The 21,345-nt window shown below is 72.3% G+C and carries 19 protein-coding genes; 14 read left to right on the forward strand and 5 right to left on the reverse strand.

Annotation, left to right across the window (positions count from 1 at the left end):
• Nucleotides 1–36: 36 nt before the first annotated feature.
• From carA to pyrF, 3 genes are read left to right on the forward strand one after another with little or no spacing between them, the layout of a single operon-like run.
• Nucleotides 37–1,158, forward strand: a complete 1,122-nt coding sequence (carA, locus tag FZ046_RS18105) for a glutamine-hydrolyzing carbamoyl-phosphate synthase small subunit (protein ID WP_099045956.1) — start codon at nt 37–39, stop codon at nt 1,156–1,158.
• Nucleotides 1,159–4,503, forward strand: coding sequence for a carbamoyl-phosphate synthase large subunit (gene carB, locus FZ046_RS18110; protein ID WP_070353960.1), 3,345 nt, complete (start codon nt 1,159–1,161; stop codon nt 4,501–4,503).
• On the forward strand, nt 4,500–5,312 hold the full coding sequence (gene pyrF, locus FZ046_RS18115; RefSeq protein WP_070353959.1) for an orotidine-5'-phosphate decarboxylase: 813 nt from the start codon (nt 4,500–4,502) through the stop codon (nt 5,310–5,312). The genes carB and pyrF overlap by 4 nt, the downstream gene beginning before the upstream one ends.
• Before the next feature lie 70 nt (nt 5,313–5,382).
• On the opposite strand, the gene FZ046_RS18120 is transcribed toward pyrF, so the two are convergent.
• Complete coding sequence (locus FZ046_RS18120; protein ID WP_070353958.1) at nt 5,383–5,691, reverse strand: hypothetical protein; 309 nt, start codon at nt 5,689–5,691, stop codon at nt 5,383–5,385.
• A gap of 242 nt (nt 5,692–5,933) precedes the next feature.
• Nucleotides 5,934–6,446, reverse strand: coding sequence for a hypothetical protein (locus tag FZ046_RS27465; RefSeq protein ID WP_170292448.1), 513 nt, complete (start codon nt 6,444–6,446; stop codon nt 5,934–5,936).
• A gap of 531 nt (nt 6,447–6,977) precedes the next feature.
• Here FZ046_RS27465 and mihF point away from each other — a divergent pair.
• The 7 genes from mihF (at nt 6,978) to FZ046_RS18160 (ending at nt 12,736) form a co-directional block, all read left to right on the forward strand.
• On the forward strand, nt 6,978–7,295 hold the full coding sequence (gene mihF, locus FZ046_RS18130; protein WP_003894434.1) for an integration host factor, actinobacterial type: 318 nt from the start codon (nt 6,978–6,980) through the stop codon (nt 7,293–7,295).
• A gap of 39 nt (nt 7,296–7,334) precedes the next feature.
• Nucleotides 7,335–7,889 carry a guanylate kinase gene (gene gmk / locus FZ046_RS18135; RefSeq protein ID WP_070356249.1) on the forward strand — a complete coding sequence of 185 codons (555 nt, stop codon included), beginning with the start codon at nt 7,335–7,337 and terminating at the stop codon, nt 7,887–7,889.
• A 67-nt stretch (nt 7,890–7,956) separates the two neighbouring features.
• Complete coding sequence (gene rpoZ, locus FZ046_RS18140) at nt 7,957–8,250, forward strand: DNA-directed RNA polymerase subunit omega (RefSeq protein ID WP_070356248.1); 294 nt, start codon at nt 7,957–7,959, stop codon at nt 8,248–8,250.
• A 49-nt stretch (nt 8,251–8,299) separates the two neighbouring features.
• A complete protein-coding gene (gene coaBC, locus FZ046_RS18145) occupies nt 8,300–9,559 on the forward strand; it encodes a bifunctional phosphopantothenoylcysteine decarboxylase/phosphopantothenate--cysteine ligase CoaBC (protein ID WP_070356247.1) in 1,260 nt (419 codons plus the stop codon).
• A 117-nt stretch (nt 9,560–9,676) separates the two neighbouring features.
• Entirely contained in the window at nt 9,677–10,885 is a 1,209-nt protein-coding gene (gene metK, locus FZ046_RS18150; protein ID WP_070356246.1) for a methionine adenosyltransferase, read from the forward strand.
• A 67-nt stretch (nt 10,886–10,952) separates the two neighbouring features.
• Nucleotides 10,953–11,966, forward strand: a complete 1,014-nt coding sequence (locus tag FZ046_RS18155) for an acetamidase/formamidase family protein (protein WP_070356251.1) — start codon at nt 10,953–10,955, stop codon at nt 11,964–11,966.
• An 11-nt stretch (nt 11,967–11,977) separates the two neighbouring features.
• Entirely contained in the window at nt 11,978–12,736 is a 759-nt protein-coding gene (locus FZ046_RS18160; protein WP_070356245.1) for an SDR family NAD(P)-dependent oxidoreductase, read from the forward strand.
• Here FZ046_RS18160 and FZ046_RS18165 read toward each other — a convergent pair.
• From FZ046_RS18165 to FZ046_RS18175, 3 genes are read right to left on the reverse strand one after another with little or no spacing between them, the layout of a single operon-like run.
• Entirely contained in the window at nt 12,733–14,217 is a 1,485-nt protein-coding gene (locus tag FZ046_RS18165; protein ID WP_070356244.1) for a flavin-containing monooxygenase, read from the reverse strand. The genes FZ046_RS18160 and FZ046_RS18165 overlap by 4 nt on opposite strands.
• The gene (locus tag FZ046_RS18170; protein ID WP_070356243.1) at nt 14,214–15,191 is read right to left on the reverse strand and encodes an alpha/beta hydrolase; all 978 of its coding nucleotides are present in this window, start codon (nt 15,189–15,191) and stop codon (nt 14,214–14,216) included. The genes FZ046_RS18165 and FZ046_RS18170 overlap by 4 nt, the downstream gene beginning before the upstream one ends.
• Nucleotides 15,192–15,196: 5 nt before the next feature.
• Nucleotides 15,197–16,147: an alpha/beta hydrolase gene (locus FZ046_RS18175; RefSeq protein WP_070356250.1), complete on the reverse strand. Its 951-nt coding sequence runs from the start codon at nt 16,145–16,147 to the stop codon at nt 15,197–15,199.
• A 63-nt stretch (nt 16,148–16,210) separates the two neighbouring features.
• Here FZ046_RS18175 and FZ046_RS18180 point away from each other — a divergent pair, with 63 nt between their 5' ends.
• From FZ046_RS18180 to FZ046_RS18195, 4 genes are read left to right on the forward strand one after another with little or no spacing between them, the layout of a single operon-like run.
• Nucleotides 16,211–16,954 (forward strand): lysoplasmalogenase, encoded by a 744-nt coding sequence (locus FZ046_RS18180; RefSeq protein WP_070356242.1) that lies wholly within the window; start codon nt 16,211–16,213, stop codon nt 16,952–16,954.
• Nucleotides 16,955–17,004: 50 nt separating this feature from the next.
• A complete protein-coding gene (locus tag FZ046_RS18185) occupies nt 17,005–18,951 on the forward strand; it encodes a primosomal protein N' (protein ID WP_149484366.1) in 1,947 nt (648 codons plus the stop codon).
• A 39-nt stretch (nt 18,952–18,990) separates the two neighbouring features.
• Nucleotides 18,991–20,814, forward strand: a complete 1,824-nt coding sequence (locus FZ046_RS18190) for a DUF2207 domain-containing protein (RefSeq protein WP_070356427.1) — start codon at nt 18,991–18,993, stop codon at nt 20,812–20,814.
• Nucleotides 20,808–21,344, forward strand: coding sequence for a LemA family protein (locus FZ046_RS18195; RefSeq protein WP_070356428.1), 537 nt, complete (start codon nt 20,808–20,810; stop codon nt 21,342–21,344). The genes FZ046_RS18190 and FZ046_RS18195 overlap by 7 nt, the downstream gene beginning before the upstream one ends.
• The last annotated feature ends 1 nt before the right edge of the window (nt 21,345 follow it).

A 21,345-nucleotide genomic window follows, 5' to 3' on the forward strand; every position in this document is an offset into this window, starting at 1 on the left:
GCGGGAAGCGGGGGATCGCAGCGGGACCGTGCGGTCCTGGTGCTCGACGACGGCCGGGTGTTCACCGGCACGCCGTTCGGCGCCGTGGGGCAGACGCTCGGCGAGGCGGTGTTCTCCACCGGGATGTCCGGTTACCAGGAGACGCTGACCGATCCGAGCTACTACGGTCAGATCGTCGTCGCGACGGCACCGCAGATCGGCAACACCGGCTGGAACGGCGAGGACGCCGAGAGCCGCGGCGACCGTATCTGGGTGGCCGGCTACGCCGTCCGCGACCCCTCCCCGCGGCCGTCGAACTGGCGCGCGACGGGCACCCTCGACGACGAGCTGACCCGGCAGGGCATCGTCGGCATCGCCGGCATCGACACCCGCGCCGTGGTGCGGCACCTGCGCACCGCCGGGTCGATGAAGGCCGGCGTCTTCAGCGGCGACGCGGCCGAGGCACCTATCGAGGAGCTGCTCGACCGGGTCCGCAGCCAACCGTCGATGCTGGGCGCCGACCTCGCGGGCGCGGTGACCACCGACGCGAGCTACGTCGTCGACGCCGAGGGCGAGCGCCGGTTCACCGTCGCCGCACTGGATCTCGGCATCAAGACCAACACGCCGCGCAACTTCGCGCGCCGCGGCATCCTCAGCCACGTCCTGCCGTCGAGCGCCACGTTCGACCAGATCGCCGAGATCGCCCCCGATGGGGTGTTCCTGTCCAACGGGCCCGGCGATCCCGCCACCGCCGACCACGTCGTCGCGGTCACCCGGCAGGTCATCGAGGCGGGAATCCCGTTGTTCGGCATCTGCTTCGGCAACCAGATCCTCGGCCGCGCGTTGGGTCGCAGCACCTACAAGATGGTGTTCGGCCACCGCGGCATCAACGTCCCGGTGATGGACCACGCGACCGGGCGGGTGTCGGTGACGGCGCAGAACCACGGCTTCGCCCTCGAAGGCGAGGCCGGCGAGGAGTTCGACACCCCGTTCGGGCGGGCGATGGTGAGCCACACCTGCGCCAATGACGGTGTGGTGGAGGGCATCAAGCTCACCAACGGGCGCGCGTTCTCGGTGCAGTACCACCCGGAGGCAGCGGCCGGGCCGCACGACGCCAACTACCTGTTCGACCAATTCGTCGACCTGATGGCCGACGTCCAGGCCGGAAGGGGCCGCTAGATGCCACGCCGCACCGACCTCAACCACGTCCTCGTCATCGGCTCCGGACCCATCGTCATCGGCCAGGCGGCCGAGTTCGACTACTCCGGCACCCAGGCGTGCCGGGTGCTGCGCGCCGAGGGCCTGCAGGTCACGCTGATCAACTCCAACCCGGCCACGATCATGACCGACCCGGAGTACGCCGACAACACCTACATCGAGCCGATCACGCCGGCGTTCGTCGAGAAGGTCATCGCCCAGCACGCCGAGCGCGGCAACAAGATCGACGGCCTGCTCGCCACCCTGGGCGGGCAGACGGCACTGAACACCGCGGTCGCCCTGAGCGAGAACGGCGTGCTGGAGAAGTACGACCTGGAGCTGATCGGCGCCGACTTCGACGCCATCCAGCGCGGCGAGGACCGGCAGAAGTTCAAGGACATCGTCGCCAAGGTCGGCGGCGAGTCGGCGCGGTCGCGGGTGTGCTTCTCGATGGAGGAGGTCCGCGACACGGTGGCCGACCTCGGCCTGCCCGTCGTCGTGCGGCCCTCCTTCACGATGGGCGGCCTCGGCTCGGGCATGGCGTACTCCACCGAAGACATCGAACGCATCGCCGGCGACGGGCTCGCGGCCTCCCCGAGTGCGAACGTCCTCATCGAGGAGTCCATCTTCGGGTGGAAGGAGTTCGAACTCGAACTCATGCGCGACGGCAACGACAACGTCGTGGTCGTCTGCTCGATCGAGAACTTCGACCCGATGGGCGTGCACACCGGCGACTCGGTGACCGTGGCGCCCGCGATGACGCTCACCGACCGCGAATACCAGCGGATGCGCGACCTCGGCATCGCGATCCTGCGCGAGGTCGGCGTCGACACCGGCGGCTGCAACATCCAGTTCGCCATCAACCCGTCCGACGGCCGGCTGATCGTCATCGAGATGAACCCCCGCGTCTCGCGGTCCTCGGCGCTGGCGTCGAAGGCGACCGGCTTCCCGATCGCGAAGATCGCGGCGAAACTGGCGATCGGCTACACGCTCGACGAGATCGTCAACGACATCACCAAGGAGACGCCGGCCTGCTTCGAGCCGACGCTGGACTACGTGGTCGTGAAGGCGCCGCGGTTCGCGTTCGAGAAGTTCCCCGGCGCCGACGCCACGCTGACCACCACGATGAAGTCCGTCGGCGAGGCGATGTCGATGGGCCGCAACTTCATCGAGGCACTCGGCAAGGTGATGCGCTCGCTGGAGACCGGCCGGACCGGCTTCTGGACCGGACCGGACCCCGACCTCGACGTCGAGGAGATCCTCGACCGGCTCCGCACGCCGACCGACGGTCGGCTCTACGACATCGAGCTGGCGCTGCGCCTCGGCGCCAGCGTCGAACGCGTCGCCGAGGCGTCCGGCGTCGACCCGTGGTTCGTCGACCAGATCGGCGGGCTGGTGTCGCTGTGGGCCGAGCTGCGCGGGGCGCCGGTGCTCGACGAGGACCTGCTGCGCCGGGCGAAGCACAGCGGTCTGTCCGACCGCCAGATCGCCTCGCTGCGCTCCGAACTCGCCGGCGAGATGGGGGTCCGGGCGCTGCGGCAGCGGCTCGGCATCCACCCGGTGTACAAGACCGTCGACACCTGCGCCGCGGAGTTCGAGGCGCGGACGCCGTACCACTACAGCAGCTACGAACTCGATCCCGCCGCCGAGACGGAGGTGGCGCCGCAGACCGAGAAGCCCAAGGTGCTGATCCTCGGTTCGGGCCCCAACCGGATCGGGCAGGGCATCGAATTCGACTACAGCTGCGTGCACGCCGCCACCACGCTGAGCCAGGCCGGCTTCGAGACCGTGATGGTGAACTGCAACCCCGAGACGGTGTCCACCGACTACGACACCGCCGACCGGCTCTACTTCGAGCCGCTCACCTTCGAGGACGTGCTCGAGGTCTACCACGCCGAACAGCTCTCCGGCGCAGGCGGTCCAGGCGTCGTCGGGGTGATCGTCCAGCTCGGCGGCCAGACGCCGCTGGGGCTGGCGCAGCGTCTCGAGGACGCCGGCGTCCCCATCGTCGGCACCCCGCCCGCGGCCATCGACCTCGCCGAGGACCGCGGCGCCTTCGGCGACGTGCTGACGAACGCCGGGCTCCCCGCGCCGCGCTTCGGCACCGCCACCAGCTTCGAGGCGGCGCGCAAGATCGCCGCCGAGATCGGCTACCCGGTGCTGGTACGGCCGAGCTACGTGCTGGGCGGGCGCGGCATGGAGATCGTCTACGACGAGCAGACGCTCGAGGGCTACATCACCCGCGCCACCGAACTGTCGCCCGAGCACCCGGTGTTGGTCGACCGGTTCCTCGAGGACGCCATCGAGATCGACGTCGACGCGCTGTGCGACGGGTCCGAGGTCTACATCGGCGGCATCATGGAGCACATCGAGGAGGCGGGCATCCACTCCGGCGACTCGGCGTGCGCGCTGCCGCCGGTGACGCTGGGCCGCCAGGACATCGAGGCGGTGCGCCGGGCCACCGAGGCCATCGCCTTCGGCGTCGGCGTCATCGGCCTGCTCAACGTGCAGTACGCGCTCAAGGACGACGTGCTCTACGTGCTCGAGGCCAACCCGCGGGCCAGCCGCACCGTCCCGTTCGTGTCGAAGGCGACGGCCGTGCCACTGGCCAAGGCGTGCGCCCGGGTCATGCTCGGCGCGACGATCGCGCAGCTGCGCGAGGAGGGCATGCTGGCCGCCACCGGCGACGGGGCCGCGGTCTCCCCGGGCGCGCCGATCGCGGTCAAGGAGGCCGTGCTGCCGTTCAACCGGTTCCGCAGGACCGATGGCTCGCAGGTCGATTCGCTGCTGGGGCCGGAGATGAAGTCCACCGGCGAGGTGATGGGCATCGACCGGGACTTCGGCACGGCGTTCGCGAAGAGCCAGACCGCGGCGTACGGGTCGCTGCCCGCCAACGGCACGGTGTTCGTGTCGGTGGCCAACCGGGACAAGCGCTCGCTGGTGTTCCCGGTGAAGCGGCTGGCCGACCTCGGGTTCCGCGTGCTGGCCACCGAGGGCACCGCGGAGATGCTGCGCCGCAACGGCATTCCGTGCGAGGTGGTGCGCAAGAACTTCGAGGGACCCGGCGAAGGCCGCCCCGAGGTGTCCGCGGTGGACGCGATCCGCGCCGGCCAGGTGGACATGGTCATCAACACGCCGTACGGCAACTCGGGCCCGCGCGTCGACGGCTACGAGATCCGTTCCGCGGCGGTCGCGATGAACATCCCGTGCGTCACCACGGTGCAGGGTGCGTCGGCCGCGGTGCAGGGCATCGAAGCCGGGATCCGCGGCGACATCGGCGTGCGTTCGGTGCAGGAGCTGCACAGCCAGCTCGGCACCCACCCGTGACCGGCTTCGGCGCCCGGCTGGCGGCCGCGGTCGCCGCGCGTGGGCCGCTGTGCCTCGGCATCGACCCGCATCCGGAACTGCTGCGCGCCTGGGGCCTGACGGCGGATGCCGCCGGCCTGCGGGCGTTCGCCGACGCGTGCGTCGAGGCCTTCGCCGGCATCGCGGTGGTGAAGCCGCAGGTGGCATTCTTCGAGAGCCACGGCGCCGCGGGATACGCGGTGCTGGAGCAGACGATCGCCGGCCTGCGCGGTGAGGGCGTGCTGGTGCTGGCCGACGCCAAGCGCGGCGACATCGGGACGACGATGGCGGCGTATGCGGCAGCGTGGGCGGGGGACTCGCCGCTGGCGTGCGACGCCGTGACCGCGTCGCCGTATCTGGGCTTCGGCTCGCTGCGCCCGCTGCTCGACCTCGCGGCCGAGCGGGACCGCGGAGTGTTCGTGCTCGCCGCGACGAGCAACCCGGAGGGTGCCGAGGTGCAAGGTGCCACCCGCGAGGGCCGGACCATCGCCCAATCGATCGTCGACCGGGCGGCGGCCGAGAATGCCGCCGGCGGCCACGGCTCGGTCGGCGTCGTGGTCGGTGCGACGCTGAGCGAGGTGCCCGATCTCAGCGCGCTGAACGGCCCCGTGCTCATCCCCGGGGTGGGCGCCCAGGGCGGCCGACCGGAGACGCTGGCGGGACTCGGTGGCGCCGCGCCGGGCACGCTGCTGCCCGCGGTGTCGCGCGAGGTGCTGCGCGCCGGTCCGGACGTCACCGCCCTGCGGGCGGCGGGGGAGCGCATGCGCGACGCCGTCGCACACCTCGCCTGAGACCTCCCTGACACGCGAACGGCGGGCCACCCTTCGGTGACCCGCCGTACGGCCGCGCACCGCGTGCGGTTTACAGCGGGATCCACTGGCCGAGGAACCAGAAGCCCCAGCCCGCGCCGTTGCCCGCGGGCATGGGCGTCACCTGCTGACCGTTCCAGTTGAACGGCTGGTGGTCCTGCCGCCCCTGGTCGACGCCCCTGCCGTGCCAGTCCACCGGGGCCTGGTTGCGGTCGCCGTGGTCGTTGCGGTGCTGGTCCTGGCAGGCCGGCGGGTTGCACGGCCCGCCCGGATCGGCCGACGCCGTTCCGATGCCGAAGGCCGCGGCCAGGCCGATGCCGGCCGCGATCGTCGTGGTGCCGAGTGCTCGCGTGAACCTCATGTCGTGTCGACTCCCGTCCGTTCGCGAGGCGCGGATTCGCCTCGCGTGCCACGACGTTACGAAGCGGGGATGGGCCGGGGATGTGGCCGGAATAGGTGGGTGCTGTGCGTCCGGTAACGAAACGAAAACCGTTGTCGCACGGCGACGTAACGGCTCAGGTGGCTGACGCAGACGTGCGGCCGGCGATGTCGCATCACCGGCCGCACGTTCTTCTGGCGGGTCCATTCAGTGGGTGGTCATGGTCACAGCGGGATCCAGATCCCGAAGAACCAGAACCCCCAGTCGTTGAAGTCCGGGTTGAAGAGCGGCGTCACCCAGGAGCCGTTGTAGTTGAAGGGCTGGTGGTCGAACCGGCCCTGGTCGATGCCGCGCCACGCGAGGTCGGCCGGCGGCGGCGGAGGCGGTCCCGGGTCGCCCCACGCGGGCCGGTCCGGTCCGCGGCCGGGCTCCCATCCGCCCGGACCGCCCGGACCGCCGGGCCCGCCGGGTCCGCCGGGGCCCGGTCCGTCGTCGTGTCCGGGTCCACCCGGGCCCCATCCGCCGGGTCCGCCGGAGCCGGGTCCGCCGGGGCCCCGCCCGCCGGGACCACCCGGGCCACCGCCGGGGCCCGAAGGCCCGCCGGGGCCCTGGCACCCGCCCTGCGGTCCACACGGCGGGCCGGGGGCCGCAGCGGCGGTCCCGACACCCACCGTCGGCGCCAGCGCGCCGATGCCGATCGCGACGGCGCACGCCGCCACCATCCGTTTCGCGTTCATGGTCGATCCTCACTTCCGGTGTCGCGCGGTCGTGAACCGCGCCGGCCACCCCGACACCGCGAATGTAGGAACGCCAACTGTGCGTGCGCTTTGGCGAGCGTATGAGTGCCGCACGAGATGCAGTCGTGACGGATGCGACTCCTGTGACCTGCGTGACCCGACGACGCCACCCGGACGTGTTCCCGACACGCCCGACACGCCGTGACCTGCGAATATTTCTCGCCGAATCGGCCGCCGCGACGGGGCGTCGCCGTGGTCACGCCCAGCAGACACCGGCCGTGAGCTGCGCAAGCGCGTCGAAACCCCTGGTGAGCTGCGACATCGAGGGTCAATAACGGCCGCATCGCGACCGGCGGTGCCCAGCGGAGCGCGACCGCGCTGGTTCGCTGGCGTCCTACACGCTGGGAAAACGTCGAAACGCGCCGGGGGTGGGGTTAGCTTTCGTCAGCCAGCGTGGGTACGGTCGTCGACGCTGGCTGGTTGTCTACCAGTCAAGACACAACAGATGACGGCGAGAGACGGAGGAATCCCGTGGCCCTTCCCCAGTTGACCGACGAACAGCGCGCGGCAGCGTTGGAGAAGGCTGCTGCCGCACGTCGAGCCCGTGCCGAACTCAAGGATCGGCTCAAGCGCGGCGGCACCAACCTCAAGCAGGTCCTCACGGACGCCGAGACCGACGAGGTCCTCGGCAAGATGAAGGTCTCCGCACTGCTCGAAGCCCTGCCCAAGGTCGGCAAGGTCAAGGCGCAGGAGATCATGACCGAGCTGGAGATCGCCCCGACCCGCCGCCTGCGCGGCCTCGGTGATCGCCAGCGCAAGGCCCTGCTGGAGAAGTTCGACCAGTCCTAGGCGATCGGTGAACGCCGGCCGAGGGGCCGGGCGGGTGCGATGACACGCGTCGTGGTGCTGTCCGGTCCCTCAGCCGTCGGGAAGTCGACGGTCGTCCGCTGCCTGCGTGACCGCGTTCCCGACCTGCACTTCAGCGTCTCCGCCACCACGCGGGCACCACGTCCCGGCGAGGTGGACGGTGTCGACTACACCTTCACCACGGCCGAGGAGTTTCAACGGCTGATCGACCGCGGCGAGCTGCTCGAATGGGCGGAGATCCACGGCGGCCTGCACCGTTCCGGTACCCCGGCCGAACCCGTCCGCGACGCGGCTCGCGCCGGCCGCCCGGTGCTGATCGAGGTCGACCTCGCCGGCGCGCGGGCCGTCAAGGCAGCGATGCCCGAGGCGCTCAGCGTCTTCCTTGCCCCGCCGAGCTGGGAGGCCCTAGAGGCGCGCCTGACCGGACGCGGCACCGAGACCCCCGAGGTGATGGCCCGCCGGCTGCGGACGGCACGCGAGGAACTGGCCGCGCAGGACACGTTCGACGTGGTCGTCGTCAACGCGCAATTGGAGTCGGCCTGCGCCGAATTGGTATCCTTGCTGGTGGGCCCGTGACGGACCTGCCCTCAGGTCGTCGTAACGCACATCCAGCCCCACAGTCGAAACGCCAGGAGAATCTTTCGTGAGCACCCCTGTCGAGAGCACCGCCTCCGACGCCACCATCGCCTACGACACGCCGCTGGGCATCACCAACCCGCCCATCGACGAGCTGCTCGACCGGGCGTCGAGCAAGTACGCCCTGGTCATCTACGCCGCCAAGCGCGCGCGCCAGATCAACGACTACTACAACCAGCTCGGCGACGGCATCCTCGAGTACGTCGGCCCGCTGGTCGAGCCGGGTCTGCAGGAGAAGCCGCTGTCGATCGCGATGCGCGAGATCCACTCCGACCTCCTCGAGCACACCGAGGGCGAGTAGCGGTCCGCGGCGCGGTCTCGGACGAGCGAGCGACGGGGAGTCGGCGCGCATGAGCGAGCGCAAGCGGATCATCGTCGGCGTCGCCGGGGGCATCGCCGCGTACAAGGCGTGCACCGTCGTCCGCCGGCTCTCCGAGGCGGGGCACTCCGTGCGCGTCGTCCCGACCGAGTCCGCGCTCCGCTTCGTCGGTGCCGCCACGTTCGAGGCGCTGTCGCACCACCCGGTGCGCACCGACGTCTTCAGTGACGTCGACGAGGTGCTGCACGTCCGCATCGGCCAGGAAGCCGACCTCGTCGTCGTGGCACCCGCGACCGCCGACCTGCTGGCACGTGCGGCGTCCGGCCGCGCGGACGACCTGCTCACCGCCACGCTGCTGACCGCGCACTGCCCGGTGCTGTTCGCCCCGGCCATGCACACCGAGATGTGGCAGCACCCGGCGACGGTCGAGAACGTCGCCACGCTGCGGCGCCGCGGCGCGATCGTGTTGGAGCCCGCCCACGGGCGGCTCACGGGCACCGACACCGGTGCGGGCCGACTGCCCGAGCCGGAGGAGATCGCCACCTTCGCCCAGCTGCTCCTCGAGCGGTCCGACGCGCTGCCGCACGACCTGTCCGGCACCCGCGTCCTCGTCACCGCAGGCGGCACCCGGGAGCCGATCGACCCGGTCCGCTTCATCGGCAACCGCAGCTCCGGCAAGCAGGGCTACGCGGTCGCGCGCGTGGCCGCCCAGCGCGGTGCCGACGTCACGCTGATCGCAGGCAACACCGTGGGCCTCGCCGATCCGGCCGGCGTTCACGTCGTGCACATCGGCTCGGCCGGCCAGCTCAAGGACGCCGTCGCCAAGCACGCCCCGGAGGCGCACGTGCTGGTGATGGCGGCCGCGGTGGCCGACTTCCGACCCACCCACGTCGCCACCAGCAAGATCAAGAAGTCGCACGAACCGGGACACACGGCCGACGCGCCGGTCATCGAACTCACCCGCACCGACGACGTGCTGGCCAGTGCCGTGCGTGCCCGCGCCGACGGGCAGCTGCCGAACATGCGCGCCATCGTCGGATTCGCCGCCGAGACCGGCGACGCGAACGGCGACGTCCTGTTCCACGCGCGGTCCAAACTTCGACGCAAGGGCTGCGACCTGTTGGTGGTGAACGCCGTCGGCGAGGGGCGGGCATTCGAGGTCGACGTCAACGACGGGTGGCTGCTGGCGGCCGACGGCACGGAGACCGGCCTACGGCACGGTTCGAAGACGCTGATGGCCAGCCGTATCGTGGACGCGATCGGAACGTTCCTGCGCCACCGCGACGAGTGACGGGTCGCCGGCACCGCGCTGCGCACAAGGGTTGCGCGGAACGGGGCGACGCGCTTGCCTACTACGGGACGACGATATCATTCGCATGACTAACGAAGTTTGGAAAGGGATCACACCGTGAGCAAAGCCCGGCTATTTACCAGCGAGTCGGTCACCGAGGGCCACCCCGACAAGATCTGTGACGCCATCAGCGACTCGGTGCTCGACTCGCTGCTCGCCGTGGATCCCAAGTCCCGCGTCGCCGTCGAGACCGCGGTGACCACCGGCCAGGTGCACGTCATCGGCGAGGTGACGACGACCGCCAAGGAGGCGTTCGCCGACATCACCAACACCGTCCGCGAGCGCATCCTCGAGATCGGCTACGACTCCTCGGAGAAGGGCTTCGACGGCGAGACCGCCGGCGTCAACATCGGCATCGGCCGCCAGTCGCCGGACATCGCCCAGGGTGTCGACACCGCCCACGAGACCCGCGTCGAGGGTGGCGCGGACCCGCTGGATCTGCAGGGCGCTGGCGACCAGGGCCTGATGTTCGGCTACGCCATCAAGGACACGCCCGAGCTGATGCCGCTGCCGATCGCGCTGGCGCACCGGCTGGCCCGCCGCCTCACCGAGGTGCGCAAGAACGGCAAGCTGGACTACCTGCGCCCCGACGGCAAGACCCAGGTGACCGTGCAGTACGACGGCGTCACCCCGGTCCGCCTGGACACCGTGGTGCTCTCCACCCAGCACGCCGACGGCATCGACCTCGACGGCCAGCTCGCTCCCGACATCCGCGCGCAGGTCGTCGACACCGTGCTCGCCGACCTCGGCCACGACACGCTGGACATCTCGGACTTCCGCCTGCTGGTCAACCCCACCGGCAAGTTCGTGCTCGGCGGCCCGATGGGCGACGCCGGCCTGACCGGCCGCAAGATCATCGTCGACACCTACGGCGGCTGGGCCCGCCACGGCGGCGGCGCCTTCTCCGGCAAGGATCCGTCGAAGGTGGACCGCTCCGCGGCGTACGCGATGCGCTGGGTCGCCAAGAACGTGGTCGCCGCCGACCTCGCCGAGCGCGTCGAGGTGCAGGTCGCCTACGCCATCGGCAAGGCCGCCCCGGTCGGTCTGTTCGTCGAGACCTTCGGCACCGAGACCGTCGACCCCGCCCGCATCGAGAAGGCCATCACGTCGGTCTTCGACCTGCGGCCCGGCGCCATCGTCCGCGACCTCGACCTGCTGCGTCCGATCTACGCGCCGACCGCTGCCTACGGGCACTTCGGCCGCACCGACGTGGACCTGCCCTGGGAGCGCACGGACAAGGTGGAGGATCTCAAGGCCAGCGTCTGAGCCACTCGCCGAGCGCCGCCGACGGCTTCGTCGGCGGCGCTTCGTCGTTTGGGCGAGGATGGACGTCATGGACCACGTCACGTTCGTCCCGACCGTCGACCAACTCAACTACACGTTCGGCGGCGCCGAGCCGGTCATGCGCATCACGCCGGGCACCGCACTCACCCTGTGGACCGAGGATGCCTTCGGCGGACGCATCACCAGCCGCAACAACGTGGCCAGCACGGCGCTCGACACCGAGGACCTGAATCCGCAGACCGGGCCGTTCTGGATCGAGGGCGCCGAGCCGGGGGACACGCTCGCCGTGCACCTCGTCGACCTGACGCCCGCGCGGACGTGGGGCGCGTCGAGCCTGATCCCGTTCTTCGGCGGCCTCACCAGCGTTCCGGCGAGTCCGTCGCTGCAGGAGCCGATACCCGAGCGCACCTACGTCTACGACTACGACGCCGGCACGCACACCGTCGGATTCACCGCGCACGCCAGCGAATTCGCGGTGCGTCTGCCCGCCAACCCGATGCTGGGCACCGTCGGCGTCGCATCCGCGCGCCGCGAGGTTCGCACGTCGCTGGTTCCCGACTACTTCGGCGGCAACATGGACACCCCGGAGATGGCCGCCGGCACGACGTGCTTCCTTCGCGTCAACGTCGACGGTGCGCTGTTCTCACTCGGCGACGGACACTACCGGCAGGGGGAGGGCGAGTCCTGCGGGACCGCGATCGAGGGCGCCATGCACGTCACCGCGATCATCGACCTGATCAAGGGCGGTGGTCCGGCCTGGCCGCGGCTGGAGACCGACACCCACCTGATGACCATCGGATCGGGCAGGCCGTTGGAGGAGGCGTGGCGAGCGGGTCAGGCCGAGATGATCGGCTGGCTCGGCGAACTCCACGGGCTGGATCGGTTCGACGCCTACCAGCTGCTCACGCAGATCTCGCAGAGCCCGATCGCCAACGTCGTCGACACCAACTACAGCTCGGTCACGAAGATCGACAAGCGGTTGCTGCCCAGCGCCGCGGCCCATCACGGCATGCACGACGAGTTGCGCCGCGCCGCACGCTCGTTGGGTGCCATCCACTACTAGGGGACGGCACCGTGGATCTCGGTTTGACGGGCAAGCGCTTCCTCGTCACGGGAGGCACCCGCGGGATCGGCCGCGCGGTCGTCGAGGGATTGCTCGGTGAAGGCGCCGTGGTGGCCTTCTGCGCGCGGACCCCCGATGCCGTCGAGGCCGCGCAGGCCGACTTGGAAGCGACGGGCACGGCCATCGGCACACCGGTCGACGTGGCCGACACCGCGGCGGTCGCATCGTGGGTCGCCGACATCGCCGAGCGTTTCGGAGGCATCGACGGCGTCGTCGCCAACGTCAGCGCCCTCGCCATCCCGGACACCCCGGACAACTGGCGCAGCGGCTTCGAGGTGGACCTCATGGGCACCGTCCGACTCGTGGCGGCCGCCCTGCCGCATCTCGAAGCGACCGGAGCCGGCTCGATCGTCACGATCTCGAGCGTGTCGGGCCGCGAGATCGACTTCGCCGCAGGGCCGTACGGCACGTTCAAGGCCGCGATCATCCACTACACCCAGGGGCTGGCGCTCCAGGTCGCCGGACGGGGGGTACGGGCCAACACCGTCAGCCCCGGCAACACCTACTTCCCCGGCGGGGTGTGGCCGTCGATCGAGGAGAACGACCCCGAACTCTTCGCCACGGCGCTCGGGCTCAACCCGACCGGCCGGATGGCGACCCCGGAGGAGGTCGCGAACGCCGTGGTGTTCCTGAGCAGTTCGAGGGCCAGCTTCATCACCGGCACCAACCTGGTGGTCGACGGAGCGCTCACCCGGGGCGTGCAGTTCTAGGCGCCGAACTGGTAGTCCTCCAGGGGGAACCGCCGGCTGCGCAGGTAGGTCTCCACCGTGGTGCCGGGCCGCAGGGGCACGTCGCCGTTGCGGTCGAAGTAGTAGCTGTTGGCCAGCCGGCAGCTGTCCTGCCAGAACACCTGCCGGTGCCGCCGGCTCATCATCTCGGCGAAGAACCGGTCGTTGGCCTCCTGGGACACCTCGACGCGCGAGGCCGCGTCCTCCTCGGCGCGCAGCAGGCACCGCACGATGTGGTGCGTCTGCGCCTCGATCAGCGCGAAGTAGGACGAGCCGACGTACCCGTAGGGGCCCATCACGTTGAAGAAGTTCGGGAAGCCCGGCACGCTGACGCCCTCGTAGGCCTGCATGCGGTGGCGTTCCCAGAAGTCGGCCAGCCGCTGTCCGCCGGTGCCGGTGACCTCGAAGGTGAGCGCGTCGACGTCGAGCACCTTGAACCCGGTCGCGAGGATCAGCACGTCGACCTCGTGGGTGGTGCCGTCGGCGGTGGCCACACCGGATCCGGTCACCTTCGCGATCGGGTCGGTGACGAGGTCGACGTCGTTGCGGTTGTAGGTCGACAGGTAGGTGTTGTGGAAGCCGGGTCGTTTGCAGCCCACGGCGTAGCGCGGGGTCAGCGCGTCCCGCGTGACGGGGTCGCGGACCTCGCGGGCGAGATACGCCCGGCCGATGACGGCGGCGATGCGCGCCAGCGGGAACCAGGTGGCGTACTGCGCCGAGATCGGGAACGTGAACTCGACGTAGGTCTGGCTGAGCGCACGGTACAGCGACCGCACGCCGGGCAGCCGCATCGCCCGGCGCGCCACGGGAGGCAGCCGCACGTCGAACTTCGGTAGGCACCAGATCGGCGTGCGCTGGAAGACCTCGAGGTGACCGACGACCGGTGCGATCTCCGGGATGATCTGAATCGCCGAGGCGCCGGTGCCGATGATGGCCACCCGCTTGCCGGTCAGGTCGAGGTCGTGATCCCAGCGCGCGGTGTGCATGGTGATCCCGGCGAAGTCCTCGACCCCGTCGATGTCCGGCAGCTTCGGCACCGTCAGTACGCCGCTGGCGTTGATCAGGAACCGCGCGGTGACCGCCGTGCCGTCGTCGAGGTGGACCCGCCAGAGGTTCGCCGTCTCGTCGAACACCGCCTCGGTGACCCGGGTGCGGAAGCGGATGCGGTCGCGCAGGCCGTACTTGGCCACGCAGTGGTCGGCGTAGCGCTTCAGCTCGCGTCCCGGGGCGTAGGTGCGCGACCACTCGGTGCTCTGCTCGAAGGAGAACTGGTAGGAGAACGTCGGGATGTCCACGGCGATACCGGGATAGGAGTTCCAGTACCACGTCCCGCCGGGCTCGTCGCCGGCTTCCAGGATCAGCCAGTCCGACAGCCCCACCCGGTCCAGGCCGATGCCGACGCCGATGCCGGAGAACCCGGCCCCGACGACGAGAACCTGGTGGTCGGGAGTGCTCGCGCTCACGCCGCGGCCCCCGGGTGCAGCGCCGCCCGCAGCGCGGCCAGGCCGCGCGCGGTGGCCTCGGTCGCGACCGGTGACACCGGCGCCAGGCTCACGAACCCGTGCACCAGTGTCGGCTCGTTGCTCAGCCGTACCGAAACTCCTGCGGCAGCGAGCAATTCGACATATCTGGCGCCGTCGTCGCGTAGCGGGTCGTGTTCGGCGGTGCCGACGTACGCGGGCGGCAGACCAGCCAGCGACGACGCGTTCGCCGGGGCGAAGTCGGTGGGCAGCGCCGCCGGGTCGCTGAAGTCGAATCCCGGTGCGTACCAGGCGAGGAACGCCGCGATCACGTCGGGGTTGAGGATCGGCGCGTCGACGTTCTCGGCGAACGACGGCACCGCGGTGTCGCCGACGACGCACGGGTACCACAGCAGCTGGAACGCCAGCGGCGGTCCGCCGGCGTCGCGCGCCCGCAGTGTCAGCACGGCGGCCAGGTTGCCGCCCGCGGAATCGCCCGCCACGGCGAGACGCTCGGGGTCACCGCCGAGGTCGGCCGCGTTCTCGGCGACCCACTGCAGCGCCGCCCACGCGTCCTCGACCCCGGCCGGGAACGGGTGCTCGGGGGCCAGCCGGTAGTCCACCGAGACGACGATCGCCTCCGCGCCCAGGGCGTGCGCCCGCGCGACGTGGTCGTGGGTGTCCAGATCACCGATCGACCAGCCGCCGCCGTGGAAGTACACGACGACCGGCAGCGGAGCGGAGGCGTCGACCGGTGGCCAGTAGATGCGCACCCCGACGTCGCCGACGTCGCCGTATCCCACCCTGCGGTCCTCGGTTTGCATGTCGGGCAGCGTCTCCCGGGGCGGACGGGTGGCGCGGAACCGCTCGCGGGCCACCTCGACGCCGTCGTCGACGGTGAATTCCAGCGGCACCGCGTCCAGCAGCGCCTCGAGGGCGGGATCGATGCCCGGGCGGGTCTCCGAAGCGTCCACCATGGTGGCTACGTTAGCGCGGCGCGCAGCGCGAGCAGAGCCCGATCGCATGCCTCGGTGGCCGCGGGCACCACCCCGGCGTAGCCCAGATAGCCGTGCACCAGGCCGGTCGCGTTGTGCACCTCGACCGGCACCCCGGCGGCCGTCAGCAGCTCGCCGTAGCGGATGCCGTCGTCGCGCAGCGGGTCGTGACCGGCCACCGCGACGTACGCCGGTGCCACGCCGGCCAGCGACTCGGCCCGGGCCGGGATCAACGTCGCGGGGGCCGTGGCCAGGTCGACGTGACCGGCATACCAGCGCGAGAACTCCTTGACCGAGGGCGTGTCCAGCACCGGGGCGTGAGCGTTCTCGGTGAACGACGGCAGCGAGACGTCCCACGTGGTCGCCGGGTACCACAGCAGCTGACGGCGCAGCGCGGGTCCGCCGTGGTCGCGCGCCAGCAGCGCCACCACCGCGGCGAGGTTGCCGCCCGCGGAGTCGCCCGCGACGGCGAGGCGGTCGGGGTCACCGCCGAACTCGGCGGCGTGCGCGGCCACCCACAGCGTCGCCGCCCAGACGTCGTCGACCGCGGCGGGGTAGGGGTGCTCGGGCGCGAGGCGGTAGTCGACCGCGACGACCAGCGCGCCGACGACGGCGGCGTGCCTGCGGGCCGTGCCGTCGTAGGTGTCCAGGTCGCCGACCACCCAGCCGCCGCCGTGGAAGAACAGCACCACCGGCAGCGCGTCGCTGCCCGCGTCCGCGGGACGGTAGATCCGGATCGGCAGCGGGCCGCCCGGCCCGTCGAGCGTGCGGTCCTCGGCGCGGACCTCGGGGTGCAGTTCGGGCCGGGGCAGGTCGCGGAAGCGCCGGCGGGTCGCCTCGGGGCCGCCCTCGGCGGTGAGCTGGAACGGCACCGCCTCGAGGACCTTGCTGAGGACGGGGTCGAGGGCGGCGGTCTCGGGTGTCTGGCTGTCGGGCACCACCGCACCGTACGCGCGCCCGACCCCTCCTCGGCCGTCCGGCCGACCCGGTACGTTCTGCTGATGGCCCACACCCCGGCGACCGCCCCGGCACGCGCCGTGCCGTCGGGTGCGCTGTGGCTGACCGCCGCCGTCGTCGGCGCCTCCTACGGCGTCTTCCTGCTCGTCACGGCGCTCGGCCTGCCGGCGGGCGCCGATCTCACCGGTCGCTTCGCCCTGCAACCGGTGGCCAAGGCGCTCACCGCGCTGCTGCTCGCCGCCGCGGCGGTGGGACTGGCGATCCGCCGCGAGCGACGGTGGCTCGTCGCGGCGCTGCTGTTCTCCGCCGCGGGTGACGTGCTGCTGGCCCTGCCGTGGTGGGAGCCGTCGTTCGTGCTGGGGCTCGGTGCGTTCCTCGTCGCGCACGTCTGCTTCCTGGTCGCGCTGCTGCCGCTGGTGCGGCGCCCGCCCGCGCGGCTCGCGGCCTGCGCGGTGCTGGTGGCGGCGTGCGTGGCGCTGCTGGCCTGGTTCTGGCCGAACCTCCTCGACCAGGGGATGGCGGTGCCGGTGACGCTCTACATCGCCGTGCTCGGTGCCATGGTATGCGCGGCGCTGCTGGCCGACCTGCCGACGCCGTGGACGGCTCTCGGCGCGGTCTGCTTCGCGGTGTCGGACGCGATGATCGGGATCAGCCGCTTCGTGCTGGGCAACGAGGTGCTGGCGGTGCCGATCTGGTGGGCCTACGCCGCGTCGATCCTCGCGATCACCGCGGGCTTCCTGTTCGGTCGGCGCGCGGCGTCGGACGCCGCTGTTACACCGGCGGGGTGAGCACCACCCGGCAGGCGGCCGAGCACGAGCCGATCGCGCGGGTGCTGCCGATGCTGTCGGTGCCGCACCTCGACCGCGACTTCGACTACCTGGTGTCCGCCGAGCAGTCCGACGACGCGCAACCGGGGGTGCGGGCGCGGGTCCGGTTCCACGGCAGGCTGGTCGACGCGTTCATCCTCGAGCGGCGCTCCGACACCGACCATCCCGGCAAGCTCGGCTGGCTCGACCGCGTGGTGTCCGCCGAACCGGTCCTGGTTCCGGAGGTCCGCCGGCTCGCCGAGGCCGTGGCCGCCCGCTACGCCGGCACCCGGCCGGACGTGCTGCGGTTGGCGGTGCCCCCGCGGCACGCGAACGTCGAGAAGCAGGTGCTGCCCGACCTTCCCGCGTCGACGTGCGCCGAGGTCGACCCGACGGCGTGGGCGCGCTACGGCCGGGCGCCGGGCTTCCTCACCGCGCTCGCCGAGGGCCGGGCCGCCCGCGCGGTGTGGCAGGCGTTGCCGGGCGAGCAGTGGGCGGATCGGCTGGCCGAGGCGGCGGCCGTCGTGATCGGCGGGGGCCGCGGCGCGCTGGCGGTGCTGCCCGACCAGCGCGACGTCGACGCCCTGCACGCCGCCGCCACGCGGCTCGTCGACCCGGACCGCGTCGTCGCGCTCTCGGCCGGGCTCGGTCCCGCCGAGCGCTACCGCCGCTGGCTCGCCGTGCTGCGCGGCCGGGCCCGGTTCGTCATCGGCACGCGCAGCGCGGTGTTCGCACCCGTCGCCGACCTCGGCCTGGTGATCGTCTGGGACGACGGCGACGACAGCCTCGCCGAACCCCGCGCCCCCTACCCGCACGCGCGCGACGTCGGCATGCTGCGCGCCCACCAGGTGCGCTGCGCCGCCCTGGTCGGCGGGCTGTCCCGCACGGCGGAGGCCCAGGCGCTGGTCCGCTCGTCGTGGGCGCACGACCTGGTGGCCACCCGGCACGTGGTGCGCGCGCACGCCCCCCGCGTCGTCGCACTCGACGACAGCGCCTTCGCCCAGGAGCGCGATCCGGCGGCACGCACCGCGCGGCTGCCGACGATGGCGCTCGACGCCGCGCGCCGCGCGCTCGCCGCCGGCACGCCCGTGCTGGTGCAAGTGCCCCGGCGCGGGTACGTGCCGGCGCTGGCGTGCAACCGCTGCCGCACCATCGCCCGGTGCCGGCACTGCACCGGGCCGATGTCCCTGCCCGGCGCGGACAGCCCCGGCGCGGTGTGCCGCTGGTGCGGCCGGGCCGAAGCGGCGCTGCGCTGCCGGCGGTGCGGGTCGGACGCGGTCCGCGCCGTCGTCGTCGGGGCCCGCCGCACCGCCGAGGAACTCGGCCGCGCCTTTCCGGGCACCGCGGTCGTGACCTCCGGCGGCGAGGCGCTGGTGCCCGCCGTGTCCGGCGACCCGGCGCTGGTGGTCGCCACCCCGGGCGCCGAGCCGGTCGCCGCCGGCGGCTACGGCGCCGCGCTGCTGCTCGACGGCTGGGCGCTGTTGGGGCGACAGGACCTGCGCGCCGCCGAGGACGCGCTGCGCCGCTGGATGGCGGCGGCGGCGCTGGTCCGGTCCCGCGCCGACGGCGGTGTGGTCGCGGTGGTCGCCGAGTCGGCGATCCCAACCGTGCAGTCGCTCATCCGGTGGGATCCGGTCGGGCACGCGGAGGCCGAACTCGACGCCCGCCACGAGGTGGGTCTGCCGCCCGCGGCGCACATGGCCGCCATCGACGGCGAGGCCGCGGCGGTTGCCGCGCTGGTCGCCGCTGCCGAGCTGCCGGCCTCGGCGGAGGTGCTCGGACCGGTCGACCTGCCGCCGGGGGCGCGGCGCCCGGCGGGGGAGCCGACCGGGGGACCGGTGATCCGGATGCTGGTGCGGGTGCCGCGCGGGGAGGGTCTCGACCTCGCGGCCGCGGTGCGCCGCGCGACCGGGGTCGCCAGCGCCCGCCACGACCAGCAGCCGGTGCGTGTGCAGATCGACCCGTTGCACATAGGGTAGGCCCAGCCCGGCGGGTGATCCGGGCCCGCGGGAGGTCACGTGCGCCGACTCATCGGGTGGTCGATCCTGGTGGGGCTCATCGCCATCGGGCTGCTGTGGCCGGTGCCGTTCGCCGGCGGATCGTCGGGCGGCGGAGCGCAGGACGCCGCCGAGGATCCCGTCGTCATCACCGACTACCGCGCCGACCTCGTCGTCACCGCCGACGGCACGTTGCAGGCGGTCGAGACCATCACCGGCGACTTCCCGGCCGGGCGGCACGGCATCTTCCGCTACTGGGACGTGGCGAACCAGAACGACGCGTCGGTGCGGCAACGCCCGGAGATCGCGTCGATCTCCCTCGACGGTCAGCCGGTGAACCACCAACTGCTGTGGGAGGACGCCGACCGCTTCCGCGTCGCGAAGATCGGCGACCCGGACAGCACGCTCATCCCCGGTGAGCACGTCTACGAGATCCGCTACCGCATCCGCGGCGTGCTCGACCCGGCGGGCAGCGGCGCCGACCGCCGCTTCGCCGGCGCCGTGGGCCGACCCGACGCCGGGGCGTCGGCGTTCTACTGGAACGTCGTCGCGCCGTCGTGGAACAACCGCATCGACCGGGTCCGGGTCCGGGTCACCCTGCCCGCGGCCGTGCCCGGCGCCGCGTGCTCGGTGGGCTTCGGCGTCGGACGGGCCTGCACCGACCTCGCCGTGCGCGGCGACACCGTCGAGTTCGGCGCCGCGAACCTGCCGCCCCGCACCCCGGTCACCGTGCGCGCCGCGGTCGACGCGCCGCCGCCGCCGCGGGGGGAACTGCCCTGGCCGCAGCGCTGGGACCGCGTCCTCGGGCAGTCCGCGATCGCCGCCGTGTGGGTGCTGGGCATCGCCGTCGCGGCCGGCGCGCTGGGCTACCTCTGGTACCGCTCCACGGTCGAGCCGCCGCCGGGCTTCCCCGTGCAGTACGCGCCGCCACCCGGTCTGGGACCGGTGCAGACCGAGTTCATCCGCACCGAGAGCGTCCCCGGCAACGGGCTGACGGCCACGTTGTTCCACCTGGCCGACCGGGGCCTCGTCGAACTCCGGCAGGTCAACGCCTCGCACTGGGACGTCCGTGGAACCGCGCAGCGCAGTGCCTGGGCGGACGTCGACCCCGTCGGCGTCGCGGTCGGCTCCGCGCTGAAGGTGATGGGCCCCGGCACCGAGTTCGAGGCGAAGAAGACGGCGTCGTCCGGCAAGAAGCTGGAGAAGGCGAAGGCCGACATGGCCGTCGCGGTCCGAAAGTGGGCGGCCGACGAGGGATTGGTGGAGAAGCGCCGCGCGGAACTGTGGGTCCGGTCGGCCAACGCGCTGGCCGCGATCCTCGCGCTGTGCGGCTTCCTCCGCTGGGGTTTTCCCGCCACGATGTGGGGCCTGCCGTTCGCCGTCTTCTTCGCGGCCACCGTCCGCGCGTGGGCCGACGGCGTCGGCAGCAGGCGCACCGCCAAGGGCCGCGAACTGTGGTCGGCCGCCGGCGGTTTCCACCGGCTGCTGGCGACCGACTCGGCGGAGACGCGGTTCGACTTCGCCGCCCGCAGGGACCTCTACACCGCCTACGTGCCCTATGCGGTGGCCGCCGGCACAGCAGCGCTGTGGGCCAAGAAGTACTCCGACGCGACGGGAGACGTTGCGCCGCAACCTGGTTGGTACCAGTCCTCGTCCTCGTCGGGCGGCTGGACCGCGGCGAGTTCCGGCGGCGGCGACTTCGACGGTTTCACCTCGGCGCTCACGTCGTCAATCGGTGCGTACACCGCGTCGCAGTCCTCCTCGTCGTCGGGTGGCGGGAGCAGTGGCGGGTCCAGCGGCGGCGGTGGCGGTGGCGGCGGCGGCGGAGGAGGCGGCTCGTGGTGACGTTCGGCTTGACGGTGCTGCTGGTGGTGCTCGTCGCGGTGCTGGCCCTCGTCCTGGTGGGTTACAACAAGATCCGCACCGCCGACGTGCGGGTGGCCGAGGCGCTGGCGGGCATCGACGTCGAACTGACCCGTCGCGCCGCGCTGATTCCCGGTGTGATGCATGCGGTGCAGACCCTCGCCGACCACGAGCTGGCGGTGCTGGACCGCGTCACCGCCGCCAACGCCGCGCTCGCCGCGGCCACCGGCGGCCCGTCGGTGGCTCGGCGCAGCGCCGCCCAGCGGGATCTCGACGACGCCGTCGGCCGTGCCGTCGCCGCCGCCCGGACCAGCCCTTCGCTCGCGTCGTCGGCCGCGTTCGCGGACCTGCAGCAGCAGCTGGCGGCCACCGAGAACACGCTGGCCTTCGCCCGGCAGTACTACAACGACGCGGTCGCGACACTCAACCGGCTGGTCACCACGCTGCCGTGGATGGTGGTCGCGCCGCTGGCCGGCGTCCCCGAACGCGAGTACTACCAGCTGCCGCGCTAGC

It is taken from the genome of Mycolicibacterium grossiae (assembly GCF_008329645.1).
Lineage (GTDB): Bacteria > Actinomycetota > Actinomycetes > Mycobacteriales > Mycobacteriaceae > Mycobacterium > Mycobacterium grossiae.